We start from the raw sequence: 19,657 nt of genomic DNA, 5'->3' as shown, positions 1-19,657 counted from the left end.
AATGATGGTGAAGAAGAAAGCCCTGCTTGCCGCCGGCGCCGTACTGGCGGCCGCGACACTGGTTCTGACCGGCTGTTCAGGTGGAGGAGCTGCCTCGACGGCGAGCGCAACCGCCGCCGCAGGGTCCGGGAGCCTGACCGTCTGGGTCGACGCCGATCGCGCGCCCGTGCTGAAGGATGCCGCCGCCGCGTTCACCCAGGAGACCGGCGTCGAGGTGAAGCTCGTGCAGAAAGACTTCACCAAGATCCAGGACGAATTCATCGCCCAGGTCCCGACCGACAAGGGCCCGGACATCACCATCGCCGCCCACGACTGGCTCGGCAACTTCGTCGCCAACGGCGTCGTGCAGCCGGTCGAACTCGGCGACACCGCCGCCAACTACCAGAAGGTCGCGGTCACGGCGATGAGCGTCGAGGGTAAGACCTATGGCGTGCCGTACTCGATCGAGAACATCGCGCTGCTCCGCAACACCGCGCTCGCGCCGACCGCTCCCGCCACCTACGACGACATGGTCGCAGCGGGCAAGGCAGCCGGCACCGAGTTCCCCTACCTCGTGCAGCTCGGCCCGGACGCCGACCCGTACCACCTGTACCCCTTCCAGACGTCCTTCGGCGCTCCGGTCTTCGGCACCAACGCCGACGGCAGCTACAACGCGAACGACCTGTCCATCGGCAACGCCGGCGGAGAGGGCTTCGCAACCTGGCTCGGTGCCCAGGGCGCAGCGGGCAACCTGAGCCTCAACGTCACGAGCGATATCGCCAAGGAGAAGTTCCTCGCCGGCGCCTCGCCCTTCCTGATCACCGGCCCGTGGAACGTCCCGGACGCCCAGAAGGCCGGCATCACCGTCGCGGTCGACCCGATCCCCTCGGCCGGTGGCCAGACCGCGCAGCCGTTCGTCGGCGTGCAGGGCTTCGTCGTGAGCGCCAAGAGCAAGAACGCCCTCGCCGCGAACGAATTCCTCGTCAACTACATCGGCAGCGAAAAGGTGCAGACCGCCCTCTACAAGGTCGGCGGGCGGGCTCCGGCCAACACCGCGGCCTTCGAGGCGGCCAGCTCCGACCCGATCACCGCCGGCTTCGGCAAGGTTGCGGCCACGGCCGTCCCGATGCCGAGCATCCCGCAGATGGGCAAGGTCTGGCAGTTCTGGGGCGTCACCGAAGCCGCGATCATCTCGCAGCAGGGTGACCCGGTCGGCCTGTGGCAGAAGATGACGGCCGACATCCAGACCGCCATCAAGTAACACCACAGCAGCACAGCACCACAGCACGACGGATGCCCGTCCCCGGCCCCCCGCGGACGGGCATCCGCTCACCAGCACCACCTGCACCCGAGAAAGCGGACGACGATGACCACACCACGCACCGAGCAGGACGCGGCGCAGCTCCGGCAGACGAAACGCTCCCGGCGGGCCGCCCGGGTCGCCGAGGCCGCCTCCGCCGGGGTCAAAGTGCTGCTCGTCAAGATCGTGCTGCTCGGCATCGTCGACGCGATCAGCGTCTACGCCCTCTTCGTGCTCGTGATGAAGCAGGACTGGGTCGTCACCGGCCTCGTCGCCTTCGTCACCCTGGTCGTCAACTGGATCTACTTCAGCCACCAGAAGCTCCCGGCCAAGTACCTCGCGCCCGGACTGATCTTCCTGCTCATCTTCCAGATCTTCGTGATCGGCTACTCCGGCTATATCGCTTTCACCAACTACGGCACCGGGCACAACAGCACCAAGGCCGACGCCGTGAACGCCCTGATCGTCTCCTCGCAGGAACGCGTCCCCGACTCGCCGAGCTACGGGCTCACCGTGCTCGAGCAGTCCGGGGAGTTCAGCTTCCTCGTCACCGACCCCGATGGCAGCGTCAGCGTCGGCTCGGCGACGAGCCCCCTCCGGGTCGTCACCGACGCGACGACGGATGCCGCGGGCAAGGCCACCGGCCTCGCCGGCTACACCTCGCTCCGCTTCGCCGACATCGTCGCCCAGCAGCAGGCCATCGCCGCCCTCTCCGTTCCGGTCTCGGACGACCCGAACGACGGGTCGCTCCGCACTCCGGACGGGTCGAGCGCCTACCTCTACGTCTCCGACCTCGTCTACTCCGCCGCCGACGGCACCATGACCAACACCAGCACCGGCGTCGTCTACAGCGACAACGGCAAGACCGGCTCCTTCGTGGCGCCGGGCGGAGAGGAACTGCTCCCGGGCTGGAAGGTCGAGGTGGGCTTCGCGAACTTCGTGCACGCCTTCGGCTCCGAGTCGATCCGCGGCCCGCTGATCAGCGTCACCCTCTGGACCTTCGCCTTCGCACTGCTCTCGGTGCTGACCACCTTCGGGCTCGGCCTGTTCCTCGCGATCGTGTTCAACGACCTGCGGATGCGCGGACGGAACGTCTACCGGGTGGTGATGATCCTGCCATATGCCTTCCCGGCCTTCCTCTCGGCACTGGTCTGGGCGGGCATGCTCAACCCGCAGTTCGGCTTCGTGAACCAGGTGCTCTTCGGCGGGGCGGACATCCCGTGGCTGACCAACGAGTGGCTAGCCAAGTTCAGCATCATCTTCGTCAACCTCTGGCTCGGCTTCCCGTACATGTTCCTGGTCTGCACCGGCGCATTGCAATCCATCCCGACCGAGATCCAGGAAGCCGCGACCGTGGACGGGGCGAGGCCCTGGCAGGTGTTCCGGCTGATTAAACTCCCGCTGCTGCTCGTGTCCGTCGCGCCGCTCCTGATCTCCTCGTTCGCGTTCAACTTCAACAACTTCAACCTGATCTACATGCTCACCGGCGGCGGTCCCCGCGACGTCACGGCCGGCGTGAACGTCGGGGCCACCGACATCCTGATCTCGATGGTCTACAAGGTCGCCTTCGTCGGCGCGAGCCGCGACTACGGCCTTGCGAGCGCGTTCTCGATCATCATCTTCCTGCTGGTCGCCCTCGTGTCGGTCATCAGCTTCAAACAGACCAAGGCGCTAGAGGAGTTGAACTGAGATGCGTATCGCAGCCCCCGAAACCAGCGACCAGTACATCCCGACCAAACGACCGTTCAACTTCGGCCGGTGGTTCTCCCGCACCGGCTGGCGCCACCTCGTCGGCGTGGTCATGGTCGTGTTCTCCGCCTTCCCGCTGCTCTACGTGCTCTCCGCGTCGCTGCACCCGGGCGGCACCCTGATCACCGCGAACGGCCTCTTCAACGAGATCGACCTCGGCAGCTACTCGACCCTGTTCAACCTGCCGCAGCAGCCCTACGCCGCCTGGTACGGCAACACGCTCCTGATCGGCACGATCACCTCGGTGTGCACCGTCTTCCTCGGAGCGCTCGCCGCATATTCCTTCTCCCGCATGCGCTTCCGCGGGCGTCGGGCGGGGCTGCTGATGCTCGTCCTCGTGCAGATGTTCCCGCAGTTGCTCGCGGTCGTGGCGATCTTCCTGCTGCTCAGCGGCATCTCGGACATCTTCCCCGCGATCGGCCTCGACACCCAGATCGGCCTGATCATGGTCTACCTCGGCGGCGCCCTCGGCGTGAACACCTACCTGATGTACGGCTTCTTCAATACGATCCCGGCCTCGATCGACGAGGCGGCCAAGATCGACGGGGCCGGGCATGCCCGGATCTTCTTCACGATCATCCTGCGGCTCGTCGCTCCGATCCTCGCGGTCGTCGGCCTCCTCTCCTTCGTCGGCACGACCAACGAGTTCGTGATCGCGAGCATCGTGCTCATCACGCCCGAGAAGCAGACGCTCGCCGTCGGCCTCTACCAGTTCGTGTCCCAGGAATTCTCAAGCAACTACTCGGTGTTCGCCGCCGGGGCCGTGCTCGCTGCTCTCCCGGTGATGGCACTGTTCCTCTTCCTGCAGAAGTACATCGTCGGCGGCTTGACCGCCGGGTCGGTCAAGTAACCGGCACGATGCGCCCGCAGTCCTACGCCGAGCTCTACGCCGAGCCCCATCACGACGGGTCGCCGCTCTACGTCTCCACGCAGACTCCCGCGCTCGGGGACAGGGTGCGGGTGCGCGTGCGCGTCCCCCGGCAGTTCGGCACCGTCGTTGCCGTGTACGCACGGTCCAACCCCGACCGGGAGCCGCGGTTCAGTGTCGCGCGACTGTTCGGCACCGTCGACGACGCCCAGTGGTGGGAGGCCGAGGTGCTCGTCGAGAATCCGGTGCACGGCTACCGGTTTCTCCTCACGCTCGGCGACGGCGGCCACGCCTGGCTGAACGCGAGCGGTGTGCATTCCATCGAGACACTCGACTCGGAGGACTTCAAGCTCGTCACGTACGCACCGCCGCCCGAGTGGGCGCGGTCGACCGTGATGTATCAGGTCTTCCCGGACCGGTTCGGCCGGTCCGCCGCGGCGGACGAGCGGGAGGCGCCCGCATGGGCCATTCCGGCGGACTGGAGCGACGACGTCGACCGGGACCAGCCCGGTCGGTCGCACCAGTTCTTCGGCGGTGACCTCGACGGTGTGATCGAGCACCTAGACCACCTCATCCGGCTCGGTGTCACCCTGCTCTACCTGACCCCGGTCTTCCCCGGCGCCTCCAACCACCGCTACGACGCCGCGAGCTTCACCGAGGTCGATCCCCTGCTCGGCGGAAACGAGGCCCTGGTCAGGCTTGTCGGTGCCGCGCACGCGCGCGGCCTCCGGGTGATCGGCGACCTCACCACCAACCACTCCGGCGACCGGCACGAGTGGTTCCGGGCCGCGCACCGCACCCCGAAGGCACCCGAGAGTGCCTTCTACTACTGGCTCGACGACGAGCAGCAGGACTACGCCTCCTGGCTCGGCGCCCGCAGCCTGCCCAAGTTCAACTGGGCCTCGGCAGAGCTCCGCAGGCGTTTCATCGAGGGCCCAGACTCCGTTGTCGCGCACTGGCTCGAACCGCCGTACAGCCTCGACGGCTGGCGCATCGACGTGGCCAACATGACCGGGCGGATGCTCGGCGACGACCTCAACGCCGAGGTGCGCCAGACGATCCGCCGCACCATGATCGACGTCAACCCCGACACGATCCTGCTCGGCGAGAGCACCAACGACGCCGCGAGCGATTTCCAGGGCGACGCGTGGCACGGCGCGATGACGTACACCCACTTCACCCGACCGCTCTGGGGCTGGCTCTCAAAACCGAACAGTCCGTCCTCGTTCTTCGGCCTGCCATACGGCACGATCCCGCAATACACCGGGCCGCAGTTCTTCGAGGCGCACCGCAGGTTCGCCGCCGGATTCCCGTGGCGCACCCGCCTCGCGACCATGAATGCGCTCGACACGCACGACACGCCCCGGTTCCGCACCCACGCCCTGGGCGGTGCCGTGCCGGTGGCGTTCGGTCTCTCGGTGACATTGCCGGGCATCCCGGTGGTCTTCGCCGGGGACGAGTTCGGCCTCATGGGGGACGACGGCGAGCACTCGCGCACGCCGATGCCCTGGGCGAGCACGGGGGAGCCGGCGGTCGCCGAGACTATCGACCTCTACGCGGCCCTGATTCACCTGCGCACCGGTCACCCGGCCCTCAACGGTGGCTCGATGCGCTGGCTGCACGTGGACGACGACGTGCTCGTCTTCGTGCGCGAAACGGCCGACGAGTCCGTGCTCGTGCTGGCGGCGCGGGCGTCCGGTGCGGTGTCCCTGCCAGCCGGAACGCTGGCGGGGGCGGTTGCCGCGACAAGGCTGATCGGTGACGCCGAACTCATCGGCACGGCCGCCGGCATCCGCCTGGAAGCACCCGGCCCGTCGTTCACGGCGTGGGCCCTTCCCGGGGTGCTCGTGCCGGTTGGGTGAAACGGTCACGGGGAGGGCGGCGGAGATGATAATGTTTACCGGTTGCCGAAATTCAGGGCGCAACTTCTGAAGAGAAGTTCTGCCCCCTTAGCTCATTGGTAGAGCACTTCCTTGGTAAGGAAGAGGTAGTGGGTCCGATTCCCACAGGGGGCTCAGGCTTGGGCGGTCGTGAGGCCGGCAGGTCGTGGCGGGGTAGCTCAGTTGGTTAGAGCACACGGCTCATAATCGTGGTGTCGCGGGTTCAATTCCCGCTCCCGCTACAAAAACCCCGGATTTCTGCGGAAGTCCGGGGTATTTTTTCGCCCTCCAGAGGCCAACCCCGCATAAACCCCGCACTTTGAAAGCCACTAACCCCGCACTTTGGATTTAGGGACAATCATCACGTCTAGTGCCTTGGCCGCTTTCGTGCCCCCGGTGCTCTTGGCCATGTAGACGTCCTGCGTCAGCGACGGGTTCTCATGACCGAGGTAATCGGCGATCTCGCGGGCGCTCAATCCGGAGTGATCAAGTGCCGTCGCGACCGTCTTCCGGAAGCTGTGCGTCGTCACCGTCGGGTAGCCGAGGCGGTCGCGCGCGTCGCGCCAGTCCCGTGACGTGTTCCGCGGATCGCGGATGTTTCCGCGCACCGTCGGGAAGACGAGGTCATACTCGCTGCGCACCCGGATCCGCCCCTGACGCTCCATCAGGAGGTGCCGGAGCGAGTTCGGGATCGAGATCGTGCGCGCGCCGGCCTTCGTCTTCGGGTGGTCCTGAAGCAGGAGGCCCCTGCCGTGGGCGCGCACGACGTTCGCCTCGATGCTGATCGTGCCCGCGGCGGGATCGAAGGCCGACCATCTCAGGGCCAGTGCCTCGCCCAGACGACATCCTGTGCCTGCGAGGAACACGATCACGTCGGCCTGATCCAGTTCGTTGAGACGCGCGTCACGCCGGACGGCCTCGAGCAGGTCGGGTAGATCCTGGACGGGGATCGCCGTGGCGCCCTGGCGACGCCGGGTGATGTTGCCGATCTCCCGGACGGGATTGACGACGACCGCGTCGGACCGTGCGGCCACGCCCATCATGCCCGAGAGCACGGCGCGGCAGGCCTTTGCGGCGCCCGGCCCACACGATGACGTGATCTCGCTGATGAACCGTCCAAGCCGCTCCGTCGTCGCCTCAGACACGGTGAGAGCACCGATCTTCGGCTTGATGTGGTGGGCGATGGTCTGGCGGTAGGTGTCTATCGTGCGGGGCGCGCAGTCCTCCTTCGTGGCCAGGAACCGATCGGCCAGGTGGGCCAGCGACGTCTGTCGATTCACCTCGAGGGACCTGCTCGCCGTCGCGGTGTCCAGCGCCGTCTGCAGCGCGATCCTGGCCCGCGCTCGAGTGGTTGCGAACCGTTCGATCTGGCGGAGTGTTCCATCGTCGAATCGGTAGCGAGTGCGCGCCCGCCACCTACCGGGGGACACCTCCTTCACGCTCAGTGTCCCGTAATTGCTGATTGGTGTTCGCGGTCGAACCATCCTCGGCCTCCTAGAAGATCCGCACTCTGCTCGTGTCAGCTACGTCGGAGAGCCGCTGGTGCCGTCTCCGCGTATTACCGACGATTTTGCCTCACGCGGGCGACATAGGGCCGCCCCCGTCGTGTGCCAACCATGCTGCCGGTCGTGACTCCCGTCCCACATCACTGCGCCCAGCCGTCAAATTTCCAGCCTGCCGAGGTCAAGTACGAGGACAATTGCGTGATGCGTCGGTTGGCTTCGTTCAGGCGTTCTTGGGTGGTGTTCCACGGCTGGCCGGTGTCGTTGTCGCCGGCGGCCGTGTTCAGTGTGGTTTCGACCTGGAGGTTGCTGGCGAGGCGGTTGCGTTCGCGGATGAGGGCGTCCAGTTCGCGCATGGTTTGCAGCTGGGTGCGTTCGGAGCGTTCGTCGGTGGTGGTCCACCGGTAGGCTCCGTCGGTCTCGCCGGAGATCCAGGCGTCGAACTCGACGACGGTCATGCCGTCGACGGCCGGGCTGAGGTTGGGCAGGTCGAGGGTGTCGAGGGGACGGCCCACGGGGGCCAGGAGGAACAGGGGGGAGACGCCGAGGGCGTGGGCGATGTTGAGCAGTTGGCTGACGGCGAGGTCGCTCTTCCGGCCGGCTTCGATGTTCTGCAGGATCGCCTCGGTGACGTTGTCGCCAGGGATCTTATCGGCGAGCTCTTTCGTGGTGCGGATGCCGCGGTGCTTCCGGATGGCCTGGATGCGGTCGCCGATGCTCGCCTCAGTTCGAAAATCTGTCATGCGGACAAGATACTACGCAAACTCTTGTCAAATGCTAGAAGTCGCCATATTGTGACCTCAACATTGGAACAACTGAAAGGTTGTCATCGAGACAGGATGATCATGGACGACGACTATATCCTCCCCGCCACCGTGGGCGAGATCACCGGAATGAAGACCAGCGCCCTGGCCCAACTCCGCTACACAGGCCGGGGTCCGCGGTTCTACAAGCCCACACCCCGGACGGTGCTCTACAAGAGATCCGAAGTCCTCGCCTGGATCGAAGCCAGCGCCACCACCCGCACCTCCGAGCCCCCCACACTGCACTGACCCATCGTCACGGGCGCAGCACTCAGTCGCCCAGTGGAGGCCCGGGTGGACGCCCGGGACCAGTGAGCGTCACCAGGAGAGGAGTCGATCGATGCGCAGACGAGCGAGCACGGCCGACACGTCGCCTCCCGACCGTAGAGGTGGGTGAGGTCTCGTGGGCTTGTATGCGGCGAAGAACGCCGTCCTGGTCGCCGCCCAGCTGGGCCTGGGCCATGCGGCGAGAGCGTTGCTGATCCACATGGCACTGGAATGCTGGGACGACGAGCACAATCCCGGCGGGCAGCCCCCCCGACGCTACTTCGCCGGCCGGGAAGCGTCCGCTCTCGCCCTCGGGTTCCTCGCTCCGTCCAACGGGAGCGCCGCGGCCCACCAGGCCGTCAAACGCGCCGTCACGGAACTCACCCACACCGGCGCGATCACGCGGCTCCGGTCGGGGCGGAACGGGCGTGCCGCGGAGTTCGAGTTGAACCTCAACAGCACCAAGCCGCCGACGCGAGGTCGCCGGCTTCCGGAGTTCCGGGACCGGGTCACGGATGTTTAGGGGGTCACTCAGCGTCCCCCTCAGGGGTACGGTCACCGTCCCCTTCAGGGGTACGAAAACTGACCCAGCAAGGGGACGCTCACCGTCCCCTTTAACAGTAAGGAGCAGGAAGAACAAAACTGGAGCAGTACGCGCGCGCGAGACGACCCTGTGGATAACTCCTCCGAGAGCACCGGATGTCCCGGCCAGTGCGGGCAGCCCGAACGAAGAAAAAGCGCTGAAGATCGTTGGCTCGAGATCCTCTTCGGAGGGAGCTCGAGCCGTGTACGCGAGTACCTGCCTGGTCGTTTGCCCCGTCATCGAGAGCGAATAGGTAAACGACTACCCGAGGGCACTCTTTCCCTGTCCCACCGCCTCCCCCTCGCTGCGCTCGCTTCCCAACCCCCCACACTCAACGGCATTGTGTGGGGGGTTGGGAAGTAAAGGGGAGGTGGTGGGACAGGGAAAAAGTCAGAGGTAGATGAGAGAAATATGAATGAAAGAAAAGACAAGAAGAAGAACAAAAAGGAAAACAAAAAGGAAAACAAAAAGGAAAAACGGTGAGTGGCTGAAGTTCGAGGGAGGGGGTGCAGCATGGTGCAGGTGACAGACCGTGATGAGGCGATGGTCAACTGGCTGGGCACGGTGCGACTGGCTGACGTCGATGCGATCCGGTGGGCCCTGGGCGCGATGTCAGGTTCAGCGGAGCCGATCAGTACAAGGAAGGCTCAGCACTGGGTGATGCGGATGGTCGAGGCCGGCCTCGTCGCACGGGCGCGGCCGACGTTCCAGGGCGCGTCGATCGTGTGGGCGACGCACGATGCGGTCGGGAGGCAACCGCCGAATCTGTTCCGGCAGACCACTCGGCATGAGGTCGCTGTTGCGACGGTTTCAGCACGGTATCTCGTTCTCGGCTACGCCTGGCAGCGCGATCGACGTCCGTTGGGTGTGTTCGATCACCAAGCGGACGGCGTCGCAACCTATGGCGACCGTGTGGAGCTCGTCGAAGTTGAGCTGACAGCGAAGTCCAAGCAGCGTTACAGACAGATCTACGAGAATCACTCCAAGCGGCTTAGGCAAGACGGAGTTTCGAGGGTCGTCTACTTCTGCACGGCGGATGCCGACCGGATCGTGAATCGGGAAGCGGATAAGTTCATCTTCCGCACGGAACGCCTGCACCTCGTGTCGCTGATCGCGTTCGATAGGCGTGGGCGCTGGGTCGGTTCTCATCTCGACTTTGATGAGTCGACGCCAAGCGAATTAGGCGCTCGGACCATTGTGAGGTGACAGGAGGTCCTTGAAGTCTCGACAGCCTATGTGCAATCGGGAAATCCAGGCTTCGATTCACGGGTCTACTTGGGTGGGCGGGTCATTCAGCCGCAATCTCAGGTTTCTGGTCATGGCGGCGCGGCCGGCCTTTCTGCTGGACGTCTTCCGGTTTTCGTATCCAGGAGCAACGTGGAGCCTAGATTATTGCCGTGCCTATATCGAAAACGAAGGTTGCTTCAGGTCGGACGATTCGTCGAATTCGAGTGGCACCGCTCTCCCCGTCTGGTCTAACAGTCTCTCCTCCTCGACCGTGACGAGCCGGGTCGACAGCGTGTACGCCGCTACCATCGCTGTCCCGATCATCGTTAGGGAAAATGACCAAAGTCCTATGGTTACAGCGATTCCCAGGTGCAGGACAATCACACCCACCAGGGCATACCGCTTGTATCGAGACTTGGAGAGGAAGAACACCCCGATTGCACATTCCAGGATGCAGGTCCCCCACGTAAGAACTGCCGAGCCCAGAGGTATTTGGGTCACCCAATTCATTAGTGAGCCAAGGAGACCAGACGCGCCAAAGTACGGGTCGCGAATAACGTAGTACATTGCCGTACCGCTTACCCAGTCACTGACCGCGAGCTTGGCTAGTCCGCTCTCAAGATAGATACCAGCGATCTGCAAGCAAAGAGCTATTGATGCAGCGTACGAAATTGCTCCGAGATATGGATTAACCGGCGCGCTGCTTCTGAGCCACGCGCACGCGCGGTTGTCAGCAATCAGGATCGGGATCAGGAGGATCGTCGCGAAGGCGGCCACTGCCTCACCGCCGTCGGGGAGCGACAGAGAAGCATTCATCGAAATTGCGAGCCAGACGTGCAGGGGTGCAACAAACCTGGGGTAGACACCCGCCACCACCATTGCGGCGATGACAAGACCGACCCACAAACCAACGACGTTGGGAGTATCTGAGCCAATGCAGAATAAGGAGGCTCTTCGAATTGATGAACAGTAAGACGCGGCGTCCCGGCCTGCCACTTCCGTGGTCAGGTTTGGCCAGGTCGTCAGGGACAGCGTGGCAAACTCGCCCACTGCGATAATTGACCGCCCAACCTGAATCTGATATGACCGAGGGTTGAATCGGGCGATGTTGTTCGAAAGACCTAGGAACCCCGAACGCATGTCGTAGAAGATACTCATGGTGCCTTCCCACAGGAAATATCGATGTCCACGAATTGCTCCGCACGCACTTCTTCAGGAGTCTCGTTGCGGAAAGACCATTTCACTGGTGTCTGCAGAACTACTCGCAGTGGCCCGCAGAAGAACTGGGAACTTGTCGGATTCGCGAAGCTGTAAGAGTGCGCTACCGGCATCGCCAGGCACTCGCTCAGATAGTCATCGCATGCGGTTAGCTTGGGTACTCGAGACACGATAAGAGCCAGTTCTGTGCCCTGCGCACGCTGGTTTCGGCTCAGGCCGAAGAGGTTGGTCACGGAACCCTGCGGAAGGGTATCGGCTCGATTCCAAGTGCCGTCAGATCCCGTAACGTACGGGACCAACGACGGGTCCTCAGGGCTGCGCGTAAAGAACGCCCAGCCCTGAGGAAGAGCGGCTTGGATGGCGCCTTTGGCGCCATCCAAGCCTGCCGTGCTGGACAGGATATTTGCCGGCCAAGACGCCCCAAGTGTTACCGCGAGCAACAGGACAACGAAGCTCAACGCGATTCCGAATGTGACGCGAACTGATTTGACCAAAGTCCTATCGTCAGTACGAGCTCCTGACCGATTTGATGAGGGCCTCAGAGCGCACCCAGCGCGGAGGCGTCATCCTGCATGATCAGCGTCGAACCGTCCTTCGGGTGCTGGTATAGGAAGACGACCAGGGCCGCCAGGACAGCAAGGACACTGACAGCTGCGGCCGCGGTGACAGCGACCTGGGTGCTGACGACGTAGTTAGTGAAGGCCCAGACTGAACCGTTTCCGGCGGCGGCCGTTGAGAGACTCCTCAACTGGTCAGGATGAAGGGCCTGTTCCTTCTCCGTGAGCGCCGTCATATCAGTGCTGAAGTTCGTCAGGGCCAATTGCGCCTTGTACGGATCGCGTGCCTGAGCATTCACGGTCACGTTCTTGTGGAAGTCCGGATCCACTGACTGCAGTCCTGTCAGCAGCGTCTTGATCGTTGCAGCAGGTGCCTGCGGCACACGCGTGATGTTCAGCTTGGTCAGAAGCTCTGGCCGGTCCTGGGCAATAGGTCCGACCCCGAAGACCAGGAATCCGACTACGTCGACGTCCTGGTACTTGACTGTCGAAGTGGCCGAAGTTGACGCTGCGGCACTGATTGGCACTGCGCTCGCAGGGATCGCGGCCAGGGTGATCGACGCGGCAAGAATGCCTATTCCGATCGTTGCGAGTAGTCCAATTTTCTTGTTCATTTTCCCCCCAATGGGCCAACGATTGGCCTGTTCATGCACACTATTTAGGGGGATAGATCACCGTCAATCCCCCGAAAGGGGAAGGTGGATCATCGCGATAACACTTTTAGGCACAGTGCCGATGGGTGGAGCTCAGGGACGTGAACGGCTCGTTCGCCTGTGGTTACGGCGCCTGCGCCTTGTCGCTACTGAGTCTTTTCAGATAGCGATTCGTCGCTATTCTTGCCCTCTGTTTCTGGAAAATGTTTGCCAATCGTTCCAGCCGCGTACACGACAAGTCCCCATCCAATAGCAAGCAGATACAGCAGAAATGGTGCGCCAATGCGGTTGGTCTCGATGGTTTGAGCATCAATGGCGGTGCGCACGTCAACGGCCCATTGCAAACTGACTGCGGCGGCGACGGTAGCGATCGCTGCGAACGCCAAAGCTCCTTGGATTCGGCGCAGCCCAGACCCTGCGAGCGCAACGCAGATCGCGATGACGCCACAGATCACCGACGGTACGAGTGACAACCAGAAGACGTTTGTTGGGCTATCGAATCCGTCGGCTGATCCCGTACCGTCCCAATGTACGGGGATGAGATCCGGTGGGATCTGTAGCGCGTGCGCAGTGAGTAGCGCCGCCGCTGGGATCCACGTGAGGATAGCGGCGATGATAAATCCTGATGGTACGCGTTGCTTGCCTGTCATGTCAGCTGCCTTGGGTCAGAGGGTCGAAGACTATGCCGTATCAATCGGCAAGGTCGAGAATATATGTGCGCTCCTGGCGCGCTCGGGGATGACGGAAGATCTCAACTGCGTCCGCCAAGGGGCCGAATCTATTGGCCTTGACGGCTGCACCTTGATGCGGACGCTCTCGCTTTTGATCTGACCACGTCTGGAACCATCCGGTGCGTGACCTACCTCGCTGTTCGGTTAGCCCGAAATACTGCCCAAGCAAGCGGCGCGACAAGAGTAAGTGTCACCAAGGCTGGTCCGTAGGATTGCAGTGATGGCTGGACGAGGCACGCAATTGCCATTGCAACGGACGCGAAGGCTCCGACTGCAGTGGGTAGGATCGCCGATCTGTGCCCCCTCCGCCAACCTTCATCGCTTGCGAGCAACGCTGGGATTCTAATGCCCGCCGCTCTGTTTCGCGGAACGATTCCGACGGCGCACAAGATCGTCACCAGAAGAACAAGGACAGCCACACTTGCGAGAACCATAACTGGGATCATGCGCCGAGACTAGCATTGCAGGCAAGTATTGTTCTAGATAATATAGAACATGTTCATTCGGCTGGAACCCCAGAGCACCTGGTCGCTTAAGGCGCAGATTGCGCAGCAAATTCGGCGGGAGATTGCTAAGGGTTCCCTTTATGCCGGAGAACGGTTGCCGAGTGCTCGAACGCTGGGAACAACGTTAGGCGTCAATATTCACACGGTGTTGAGCGCATACGCGGAGTTACGGGATGAGGGATTCATTGAACTGCGCCGCGGTCGGGGCGCTGTAGTAAGAGAAGCTGAAAGTACGGGGTCGGCCAACGTAATTTCCCTGGCCCGTGAATTCGTGCGTGAGGCCCAACGGATGGGCATGGCGCAAGACGAGGCTGTTCGAGTGATGTTGGAGGTCGACGAATGGATGGACTGAACATGCCCTTTTGGACTGCTCTCGGACTTTCGCTGGCCGGCACGCTTTTGCCTGTTGGTGCTGTTGTCGGATGTAGTTTGGCGGGGCTGGATGATGGGGCGGGGGGGCTTGGCGTGCATTGGTCTGACTCCGGTGTCGCGGATGGATTCGCGCCGACTGGAGTGATGTTCACTGTCACGTTGGCTATTTCACTGCTTGCTGTTGTAGTTGCCACCCTTGCGCTTCTAACTCCGCGCTGCACGCAATCAGCGTCTGCTCACATTAGTGGGATAGCCGCCGGGGTATCTTTTTTCTCGCAGGGGATGCTGTTGCTATCGCTTATCGCGGGAGGTGCATCCGGATCAGACGGGGGAACGATCGTCGCAGTCGGGTCGTCGCTGAGCTTTGCTTTGGCCCTCGCTTGGTCATTCCTTTTCGATTCGATGCTTATTCTCAGCAGGGGCGTACGGATCCATCGACTGAAGAGGCGTGTTGATGAGTCGAAGAGTGGGTTTGCATGGATTGAACAGATCCGTGGGGACGCCTACTTCGAAGGCGGCGTGCTTCTTTTAGGGGTGGCGGTCGCAGCGCTGGTGGTTTGGCTCTTCGTCCCGTGGCCGGGGCTTCTGGTCCTTACGATCGCTTCATTTGCCATCGCGTGCACGCAGATCCTTTTTACGCGCGTTCGTGTCGTCGCGGGCGCCTCCGGAATTCGAATCCAGTCCTTGGCGCAAACAGTGATTTTCAGCATCCCTTGGGAACGGGTGAGCTCCGTTCGATCCGAACAAATCCGGGCCGAGGACTGGGCTGGCTGGGGACTTGCCCTCGGAGGGAAACGCTCCTCCTATATTTTGCGCAATGGCCCGGCGCTCATTATTTGCGAAGACGATGGGCATGAGCTTGCTTTGACGGTTGGTGACCCCATCGGTGAGGCCAAGGCTCTCCAAGCTATTCTCAGCAAGCGTTGACCGATGTGAAGACGGGCTCGACGAGCCTGACCCGAGCGCCTGTCCGGTTTCTAGAGATGCAAGAGAGGCCCAAAACGGGGACATAGTGGTCGGTCTAAATTTGTTATTTCCGTTCTGGAAGGTAATTAAGTGATCGGGCGGGATGATCTGGAGGATCATTAGGCCTTCTAAGTGGGACCCGCGACAATCCAATTCAGGATTAGAAGACCGGAAACCGCAATACCGGGGAACGCAGAACGCTGAGAGGCCCAAATCATGAGTACTGCCATTGTTGTCGGCGCAGGCCCGAACGGCCTGACTGCTGCCGCTGTCCTTGCTGTTAAAGGTATGAAGGTGACAGTCATCGAGGGCGCCGAGATCATTGGCGGGGGAACGCGCACGAGTGAGCTGGTCACATCAGGCGTTTGGCACGATGAGTGTTCTGCTGTGCACCCTATGGCGGCAGCATCTCCTGCTTTTCGACTGCTCGGGCTAGAGCGCCATGGCTTAACATGGGCGTATCCGGACATAGACGTCTCGCACCCTCTTGACGGAGGCAATGGTGCCGCTCTTCATCGATCGATTGAGGAGACGGCCGCGAACCTTGGCGTCGACGGCAAGCGATGGCGATCGGATTTTGGCCCCCTGTCGGATCGTATCGACCAGGTACTTAGTGAATTTCTTCAGCCATTGCTGCACATACCGCAACATCCGATTGACTTAGCGCTATTTGGGATGCGGGCATTGCCCCCTGCGACGTGGACTGCGCACCGGTGGAAGGGTGAGGGCACCCGGGCGCTCTTTGCTGGAATTTCGGCGCATTCGATGTACCCCCTAGGTAGTCCCACGACCTCGGCCATCGGAACAATGATGATAGCGATAGGCCACCAATATGGGTGGCCTATCGCTGTGGGCGGTTCTCGGTCCATAACGGACGCCCTGGCTGGAATTGTCCTCGAACATGGCGGCAAAATAGAAACTGGCCGCACCGTTGTCTCTCTCAAGGAGCTTCCAAGAGCCGATATCGTGATGCTCGATTTGACCCCGCAAGCCGTAGCTCGTCTGGCCGGCAATATGCTTCCCCGACGAGTAGCTAAGTCCTACGGGCGGTGGAAATATGGTCCTGCGGCCTTCAAACTCGACCTTGTCGTTGAGGAGGGGATCCCTTGGTTGAATGCCGAGAGCAGATCGGCCGGGACGGTTCACCTCGGAGGAACGCTTGACGAGATTGTGCAGACAGAACTCGACGTGTCCCGCGGAATTATGCCTGAGAAGCCTTTCGTACTTGTCGGTCAGCAGTACCTCGCTGACTCAAGCCGGTCTAACGGGAATCAGCATCCGATTTGGGCATATGCCCATGTTCCACACGGATTCTCGGGCGATGCGACTTCAGGGATTCTGAATCAGTTGGAGCGTTTCGCTCCTGGCGTGCGAGAGCGAATCGTGGGCATGGCCACGCGCTCCCCCCGCGATTTCGAAATTCACAATCCGAATTATGTGGGAGGGAATATCGTTTCGGGCGCGAACAGCCCGATTCAAGTGCTATTCCGCCCCAGTCTTGGGCTGAACCCCTACGCTACGGGCATTCCAGGGGTGTTTATCTGTTCGGCGGCGACGCCGCCAGGTGGCGGTGTTCACGGGATGGGAGGATTCAATGCCGCAGAGACGGCGTTCCGCTCTCTAGTCAGATAGGGAATGGAGATGATGATCACGATGCGCTCGTTCAGAGCGAGCTTCGCCATCGACGGGGACCTCGCTCAGCTCGATTGCCTGCTTGCGGGAGGTCTCCTGCGTTGATCCAGGACCCATCGTCGAGAGTTAGCAAGTCTCCAACGGATCTTCCGCTACGCAAGGCAATCCAAACGCCGCGAAGTCACCCAACGGAATCATGATTAAGGGAACAAGCACAGCCACGTAGCTCACTGCTTCTACCCCTCTGTCACCGAGGCGACGACGCAGCCAATTCGGAGACGGCCTACAACGCGAATTCGTCCAAGTCTTACGCCAATCGTTGTGGCAACATACGTGGCGGTTGCTAAGGCGAGAGGGACTATTAGACCCTGAAAGATGAGCGATAGGAGAAGGTCATTCAGTAGTGGTTCCTTCCTGGCGCAGGATTTCCAGCAGCGCTGTCGACGCTCGTTGAATAGTAGGCCGTTGGTGCTGACAAGCGCAGTATCGAGAGCCAAGCGTGGGACTGCTGCCTAGCATCCCGCAATGCCAGCAAGAGGGCCCAAATCACATGTCGTAAAGACATCTGGCTTGGGCTACGGCGCCGCCTGCGACGGCCGTCGCTAGTGCGCGAGTTGCGAGAGCCGCTGCACCCAAGACCATGACATCCACCGCCACCGCCACCGTGTTCGGGACAGAACGTACGTTGGAGGCCGATAGGGCGTCCCGAGGCCGGCGATGTTGCACACTCAACGTGCGCCTCGGGCTTCAGGAAGCGAGCTCATGGCCCGTCGGCACAAGGTTGCGCTGGCGTCACAAATTCACAGTGCGGGGTGGCACATAATCACTGCATTGATCGGACCGACCCCGCTTTTACCCCGCACATTGAGTGATGTCATCCCATACCGCAGTGATCTCCGCTGAGAAAATATGCTGGTCAGCGTGACGCAGGCGAATCCCAGTGATTGGTCAAAACTCGCTAATTCAGAATCGTGGTGTCGCGGGTTCAATTCCCGCTCCCGCTACACGGTATTCATCAACATCGCCCCGGGCTTCTGCGGAAGTCCGGGGTTTTTTCTTGCCTTCCAGAGGCCCAACCCGCAGGAACCCTGCGTTGCGACCGGCTCCTGAAAAGCACCGTGGCAATCTGCGCGCCGGGAGGAGTCGGCCTCCTGGCGTCAGCTACTGCGAGAGTGACGCGGTGCGGCGGATGAGCAGCCGCCAGGGCTGTGCGGCAATGACGAAGGCGACGAGTCCGACGGCCAGGCAAACCCAGCCGAAGTTGATCGAGAGGCTGAAGCCGTCGGCGGATGGGCTGTAGGCGAGGGTCGACCCCGGGAAGAACGTCAGCGACCCGGAGACCGGGCTTTCGGGAGTTGCAGCCCGTGCACCGTCGACCCAGCTCAATGCTGCGAGTGTCTCGGCTAACACCGAGAGTCCAAAAAGGCTCATGCCGATCGTGAATGCTACCGTCCAGTGTGGGCGCGTGGGATCTGGGGCGCTTGCAGCTGCGGCCATCGCGCGGGTGCTGCCCAAACCGCGGACGGCCTCGCGTGACCCGACGAGCGCGGCGGCGTCACTCAGGTTGGCCCTGAGCTCACGCCTCAGATCGCGTCGTCTCCGGCCCGGGACGCCAGCGAAGTCAAGCCACGCGTCGTATGACAGGGTGGCGCGAATGATGCGGGCGTGGTCGAGGAGGTTCATGGTGCATTCCTTCCGTCAAGGACATGGTCAACGGTGGCCGTGAGTAGGGTCCACGAGTCGAGCGCGCGAGCCGCCTCTGCCTCTCCAGCCGCCGTGAGCGTGTAATACTTTCGAGCCGGTCCGGAGGTGGACCGCACGAGGTGCGAATCAAGCAGCCCGGCCGACTCGAGACGAGTCAGTGCGGGATAGACGGTGCCCTCTGCCAGCTCCGTGAACCCGGCCACTCGAAGACGAACCACGAGAGCGTATCCGTAGTCGTCATGGTCCCCGACAAGGCGCAGCAGGAGGAGGGAGAGGACCCCTTTGAGCATCTGCGCATCGTGTGACATGGCGTCAGCATATGACCTAGTACTGGGCATACACAAGTACCAAGTTCGTTGACACGCCCGTCGCAGTTTGCCTTTTGGGCCGGCCGTGCTTTCGGTCAGGTCGTCCGGTCGAGGGGTGGCGGGGTTTCCGCGAACAGGTCCGCCAACCGGTTCTCGCCTCGCGGGGTGTCCTCTTTCACTGTGCCGACGAGTGGGGTGTCCATATCTTCGCTGGCGGAATTTCTCGCTCGCAGCGGGGGTAGAGACGGTGGTCGGCCTGGACGACGGCGGGTGTCCGCGAGGGCGATGACCTTATCCAGTTCCCCGCGGTCCAGCCACACCCCCTTGCAGATTGGACAAACATCGATCTCGATGCCGGTGCGGTTAGCGACCACCAGCACGGCTCCGTCTTGAGGGCAGTTCATGCGTGCTCCTTCCCGTGGTTGAAGAACACGTACGCGGGCGATGCGGGCGAAGACCCCAAGGCCGTTCGTGGAGCTCGACTGGCTCTCCGCGCTGTCTGGGGATCAGAGGCCAGGGTCACCGAGGGGTCACGAAATGGGATGTCGTTCCTCGCCAGCGAATTGACGTCAACTCGATGTTCTGGCTTATTCCGGACTTCTCGCAGTGTGACGTAGCCCGAGCATCCAGCCGGCGCCGAAGGCCAGCACCACCAGCCCGACGATGAGCACCACTATCCCGATCTGACTGTGTGGCGAGAGCAGCCCGCCTGGCGGGAGGAATGTCGAATCGCTGAGTGGTGCATACGCGAACCAGCCGAAGCTCGCTTGATTGCCCGGCAGGAGAAGAAGCACGATTCCGATGAGGGCTGCCACGGCGCCGAGGATGACCAGGGACACGCTCACCCGACGC

21 protein-coding genes and 2 tRNA genes are annotated in these 19,657 nt (G+C 62.3%); 12 read left to right on the top strand and 11 right to left on the bottom strand.

The window, feature by feature from the left end:
- The first annotated feature begins 1 nt into the window (after position 1).
- The 6 genes from E3O44_RS09160 (at position 2) to E3O44_RS09135 (ending at position 6,018) form a co-directional block, all read left to right on the top strand.
- A complete protein-coding gene (locus E3O44_RS09160; protein ID WP_134534437.1) occupies positions 2-1,240 on the top strand; it encodes a sugar ABC transporter substrate-binding protein in 1,239 nt (412 codons plus the stop codon).
- A gap of 105 nt (positions 1,241-1,345) precedes the next feature.
- The gene (locus tag E3O44_RS09155) at positions 1,346-2,968 is read left to right on the top strand and encodes an ABC transporter permease subunit (RefSeq protein WP_134534436.1); all 1,623 of its coding nucleotides are present in this window, start codon (positions 1,346-1,348) and stop codon (positions 2,966-2,968) included.
- A gap of 1 nt (position 2,969) precedes the next feature.
- On the top strand, positions 2,970-3,878 hold the full coding sequence (locus E3O44_RS09150) for a sugar ABC transporter permease (RefSeq protein ID WP_134534435.1): 909 nt from the start codon (positions 2,970-2,972) through the stop codon (positions 3,876-3,878).
- Positions 3,879-3,886: 8 nt separating this feature from the next.
- Positions 3,887-5,758: a glycoside hydrolase family 13 protein gene (locus tag E3O44_RS09145; RefSeq protein WP_134534434.1), complete on the top strand. Its 1,872-nt coding sequence runs from the start codon at positions 3,887-3,889 to the stop codon at positions 5,756-5,758.
- Positions 5,759-5,839: 81 nt separating this feature from the next.
- Positions 5,840-5,911, top strand: a tRNA-Thr gene (locus tag E3O44_RS09140).
- Between the two features lie 33 nt (positions 5,912-5,944).
- Positions 5,945-6,018, top strand: a tRNA-Met gene (locus E3O44_RS09135).
- 87 nt (positions 6,019-6,105) lie between these two features.
- Here E3O44_RS09135 and E3O44_RS09130 read toward each other — a convergent pair.
- A complete protein-coding gene (locus E3O44_RS09130; RefSeq protein WP_166792592.1) occupies positions 6,106-7,206 on the bottom strand; it encodes a site-specific integrase in 1,101 nt (366 codons plus the stop codon).
- A 215-nt stretch (positions 7,207-7,421) separates the two neighbouring features.
- Positions 7,422-8,021 carry a helix-turn-helix domain-containing protein gene (locus E3O44_RS09125; RefSeq protein WP_134534432.1) on the bottom strand — a complete coding sequence of 200 codons (600 nt, stop codon included), beginning with the start codon at positions 8,019-8,021 and terminating at the stop codon, positions 7,422-7,424.
- A 102-nt stretch (positions 8,022-8,123) separates the two neighbouring features.
- Between E3O44_RS09125 and E3O44_RS09120 the strand changes: the two genes are divergently transcribed.
- The 3 genes from E3O44_RS09120 to E3O44_RS09110 all read left to right on the top strand — a co-directional run bounded on the left by E3O44_RS09120 (position 8,124) and on the right by E3O44_RS09110 (position 10,137).
- Positions 8,124-8,330, top strand: coding sequence for a helix-turn-helix transcriptional regulator (locus E3O44_RS09120; RefSeq protein WP_241976191.1), 207 nt, complete (start codon positions 8,124-8,126; stop codon positions 8,328-8,330).
- Between the two features lie 154 nt (positions 8,331-8,484).
- Entirely contained in the window at positions 8,485-8,871 is a 387-nt protein-coding gene (locus E3O44_RS09115; RefSeq protein ID WP_134534430.1) for a hypothetical protein, read from the top strand.
- A gap of 573 nt (positions 8,872-9,444) precedes the next feature.
- Positions 9,445-10,137 carry a hypothetical protein gene (locus E3O44_RS09110; RefSeq protein ID WP_134534429.1) on the top strand — a complete coding sequence of 231 codons (693 nt, stop codon included), beginning with the start codon at positions 9,445-9,447 and terminating at the stop codon, positions 10,135-10,137.
- A 195-nt stretch (positions 10,138-10,332) separates the two neighbouring features.
- Here the strand turns inward: E3O44_RS09110 and E3O44_RS09105 are convergent, their stop codons facing one another.
- The 5 genes from E3O44_RS09105 to E3O44_RS19960 all read right to left on the bottom strand — a co-directional run bounded on the left by E3O44_RS09105 (position 10,333) and on the right by E3O44_RS19960 (position 13,751).
- Complete coding sequence (locus E3O44_RS09105) at positions 10,333-11,316, bottom strand: sporulation-delaying protein SdpB family protein (RefSeq protein ID WP_134534428.1); 984 nt, start codon at positions 11,314-11,316, stop codon at positions 10,333-10,335.
- Complete coding sequence (locus E3O44_RS19965; protein ID WP_420897921.1) at positions 11,313-11,756, bottom strand: SdpA family antimicrobial peptide system protein; 444 nt, start codon at positions 11,754-11,756, stop codon at positions 11,313-11,315. Before E3O44_RS19965 ends, E3O44_RS09105 begins: the two co-directional genes overlap by 4 nt.
- A 158-nt stretch (positions 11,757-11,914) precedes the next feature.
- A complete protein-coding gene (locus E3O44_RS09095) occupies positions 11,915-12,547 on the bottom strand; it encodes a sporulation delaying protein family toxin (RefSeq protein ID WP_134534427.1) in 633 nt (210 codons plus the stop codon).
- Positions 12,548-12,732: 185 nt separating this feature from the next.
- Positions 12,733-13,236: a DUF1648 domain-containing protein gene (locus E3O44_RS09090; protein WP_134534426.1), complete on the bottom strand. Its 504-nt coding sequence runs from the start codon at positions 13,234-13,236 to the stop codon at positions 12,733-12,735.
- A 209-nt stretch (positions 13,237-13,445) separates the two neighbouring features.
- Positions 13,446-13,751: an SdpI family protein gene (locus E3O44_RS19960; RefSeq protein WP_420897920.1), complete on the bottom strand. Its 306-nt coding sequence runs from the start codon at positions 13,749-13,751 to the stop codon at positions 13,446-13,448.
- Positions 13,752-13,812: 61 nt separating this feature from the next.
- Between E3O44_RS19960 and E3O44_RS09080 the strand changes: the two genes are divergently transcribed.
- The 3 genes from E3O44_RS09080 (at position 13,813) to E3O44_RS09070 (ending at position 16,793) form a co-directional block, all read left to right on the top strand.
- Positions 13,813-14,175, top strand: coding sequence for a GntR family transcriptional regulator (locus E3O44_RS09080; protein ID WP_134534424.1), 363 nt, complete (start codon positions 13,813-13,815; stop codon positions 14,173-14,175).
- The gene (locus E3O44_RS09075; RefSeq protein WP_134534423.1) at positions 14,163-15,122 is read left to right on the top strand and encodes a hypothetical protein; all 960 of its coding nucleotides are present in this window, start codon (positions 14,163-14,165) and stop codon (positions 15,120-15,122) included. Before E3O44_RS09080 ends, E3O44_RS09075 begins: the two co-directional genes overlap by 13 nt.
- 255 nt (positions 15,123-15,377) lie before the next feature.
- The gene (locus tag E3O44_RS09070; RefSeq protein WP_134534422.1) at positions 15,378-16,793 is read left to right on the top strand and encodes a phytoene desaturase family protein; all 1,416 of its coding nucleotides are present in this window, start codon (positions 15,378-15,380) and stop codon (positions 16,791-16,793) included.
- 1,161 nt (positions 16,794-17,954) lie between these two features.
- Here the strand turns inward: E3O44_RS09070 and E3O44_RS09065 are convergent.
- The 4 genes from E3O44_RS09065 to E3O44_RS09050 form a co-directional block, all read right to left on the bottom strand.
- A complete protein-coding gene (locus tag E3O44_RS09065) occupies positions 17,955-18,476 on the bottom strand; it encodes a hypothetical protein (RefSeq protein ID WP_134534421.1) in 522 nt (173 codons plus the stop codon).
- Complete coding sequence (locus E3O44_RS09060; RefSeq protein WP_134534420.1) at positions 18,473-18,805, bottom strand: PadR family transcriptional regulator; 333 nt, start codon at positions 18,803-18,805, stop codon at positions 18,473-18,475. Before E3O44_RS09060 ends, E3O44_RS09065 begins: the two co-directional genes overlap by 4 nt.
- A gap of 95 nt (positions 18,806-18,900) precedes the next feature.
- The gene (locus E3O44_RS19955) at positions 18,901-19,209 is read right to left on the bottom strand and encodes a TFIIB-type zinc ribbon-containing protein (protein WP_134534419.1); all 309 of its coding nucleotides are present in this window, start codon (positions 19,207-19,209) and stop codon (positions 18,901-18,903) included.
- Positions 19,210-19,392: 183 nt separating this feature from the next.
- Positions 19,393-19,650, bottom strand: a complete 258-nt coding sequence (locus E3O44_RS09050; protein ID WP_134534418.1) for a hypothetical protein — start codon at positions 19,648-19,650, stop codon at positions 19,393-19,395.
- Positions 19,651-19,657: the final 7 nt, after the last annotated feature.

It is taken from the genome of Cryobacterium algoricola, from assembly GCF_004402485.1.
Classification (GTDB): domain Bacteria; phylum Actinomycetota; class Actinomycetes; order Actinomycetales; family Microbacteriaceae; genus Cryobacterium; species Cryobacterium algoricola.
This window is presented reverse-complemented; position numbering and strand designations above follow the sequence as displayed.

Bases quoted from the DNA above. Each gene is read 5' to 3' on its own strand.
- E3O44_RS09070 (WP_134534422.1), top strand. From the start codon at position 15,378: ATGAGTACTGCCATTGTTGTCGGCGCAGGCCCGAACGGCCTGACTGCT.
- E3O44_RS09065 (WP_134534421.1), bottom strand. From the start codon at position 18,476: ATGAACCTCCTCGACCACGCCCGCATCATTCGCGCCACCCTGTCATAC.
- E3O44_RS09145 (WP_134534434.1), top strand. From the start codon at position 3,887: ATGCGCCCGCAGTCCTACGCCGAGCTCTACGCCGAGCCCCATCACGAC.
- E3O44_RS09060 (WP_134534420.1), bottom strand. From the start codon at position 18,805: ATGTCACACGATGCGCAGATGCTCAAAGGGGTCCTCTCCCTCCTCCTG.
- E3O44_RS19960 (WP_420897920.1), bottom strand. From the start codon at position 13,751: ATGGTTCTCGCAAGTGTGGCTGTCCTTGTTCTTCTGGTGACGATCTTG.
- E3O44_RS09150 (WP_134534435.1), top strand. From the start codon at position 2,970: ATGCGTATCGCAGCCCCCGAAACCAGCGACCAGTACATCCCGACCAAA.
- E3O44_RS09080 (WP_134534424.1), top strand. From the start codon at position 13,813: ATGTTCATTCGGCTGGAACCCCAGAGCACCTGGTCGCTTAAGGCGCAG.
- E3O44_RS09090 (WP_134534426.1), bottom strand. From the start codon at position 13,236: ATGACAGGCAAGCAACGCGTACCATCAGGATTTATCATCGCCGCTATC.
- E3O44_RS09095 (WP_134534427.1), bottom strand. From the start codon at position 12,547: ATGAACAAGAAAATTGGACTACTCGCAACGATCGGAATAGGCATTCTT.
- E3O44_RS09120 (WP_241976191.1), top strand. From the start codon at position 8,124: ATGGACGACGACTATATCCTCCCCGCCACCGTGGGCGAGATCACCGGA.
- E3O44_RS19955 (WP_134534419.1), bottom strand. From the start codon at position 19,209: ATGAACTGCCCTCAAGACGGAGCCGTGCTGGTGGTCGCTAACCGCACC.
- E3O44_RS09160 (WP_134534437.1), top strand. From the start codon at position 2: ATGATGGTGAAGAAGAAAGCCCTGCTTGCCGCCGGCGCCGTACTGGCG.
- E3O44_RS09105 (WP_134534428.1), bottom strand. From the start codon at position 11,316: ATGAGTATCTTCTACGACATGCGTTCGGGGTTCCTAGGTCTTTCGAAC.
- E3O44_RS09110 (WP_134534429.1), top strand. From the start codon at position 9,445: ATGGTGCAGGTGACAGACCGTGATGAGGCGATGGTCAACTGGCTGGGC.
- E3O44_RS09155 (WP_134534436.1), top strand. From the start codon at position 1,346: ATGACCACACCACGCACCGAGCAGGACGCGGCGCAGCTCCGGCAGACG.
- E3O44_RS09125 (WP_134534432.1), bottom strand. From the start codon at position 8,021: ATGACAGATTTTCGAACTGAGGCGAGCATCGGCGACCGCATCCAGGCC.
- E3O44_RS09075 (WP_134534423.1), top strand. From the start codon at position 14,163: ATGGATGGACTGAACATGCCCTTTTGGACTGCTCTCGGACTTTCGCTG.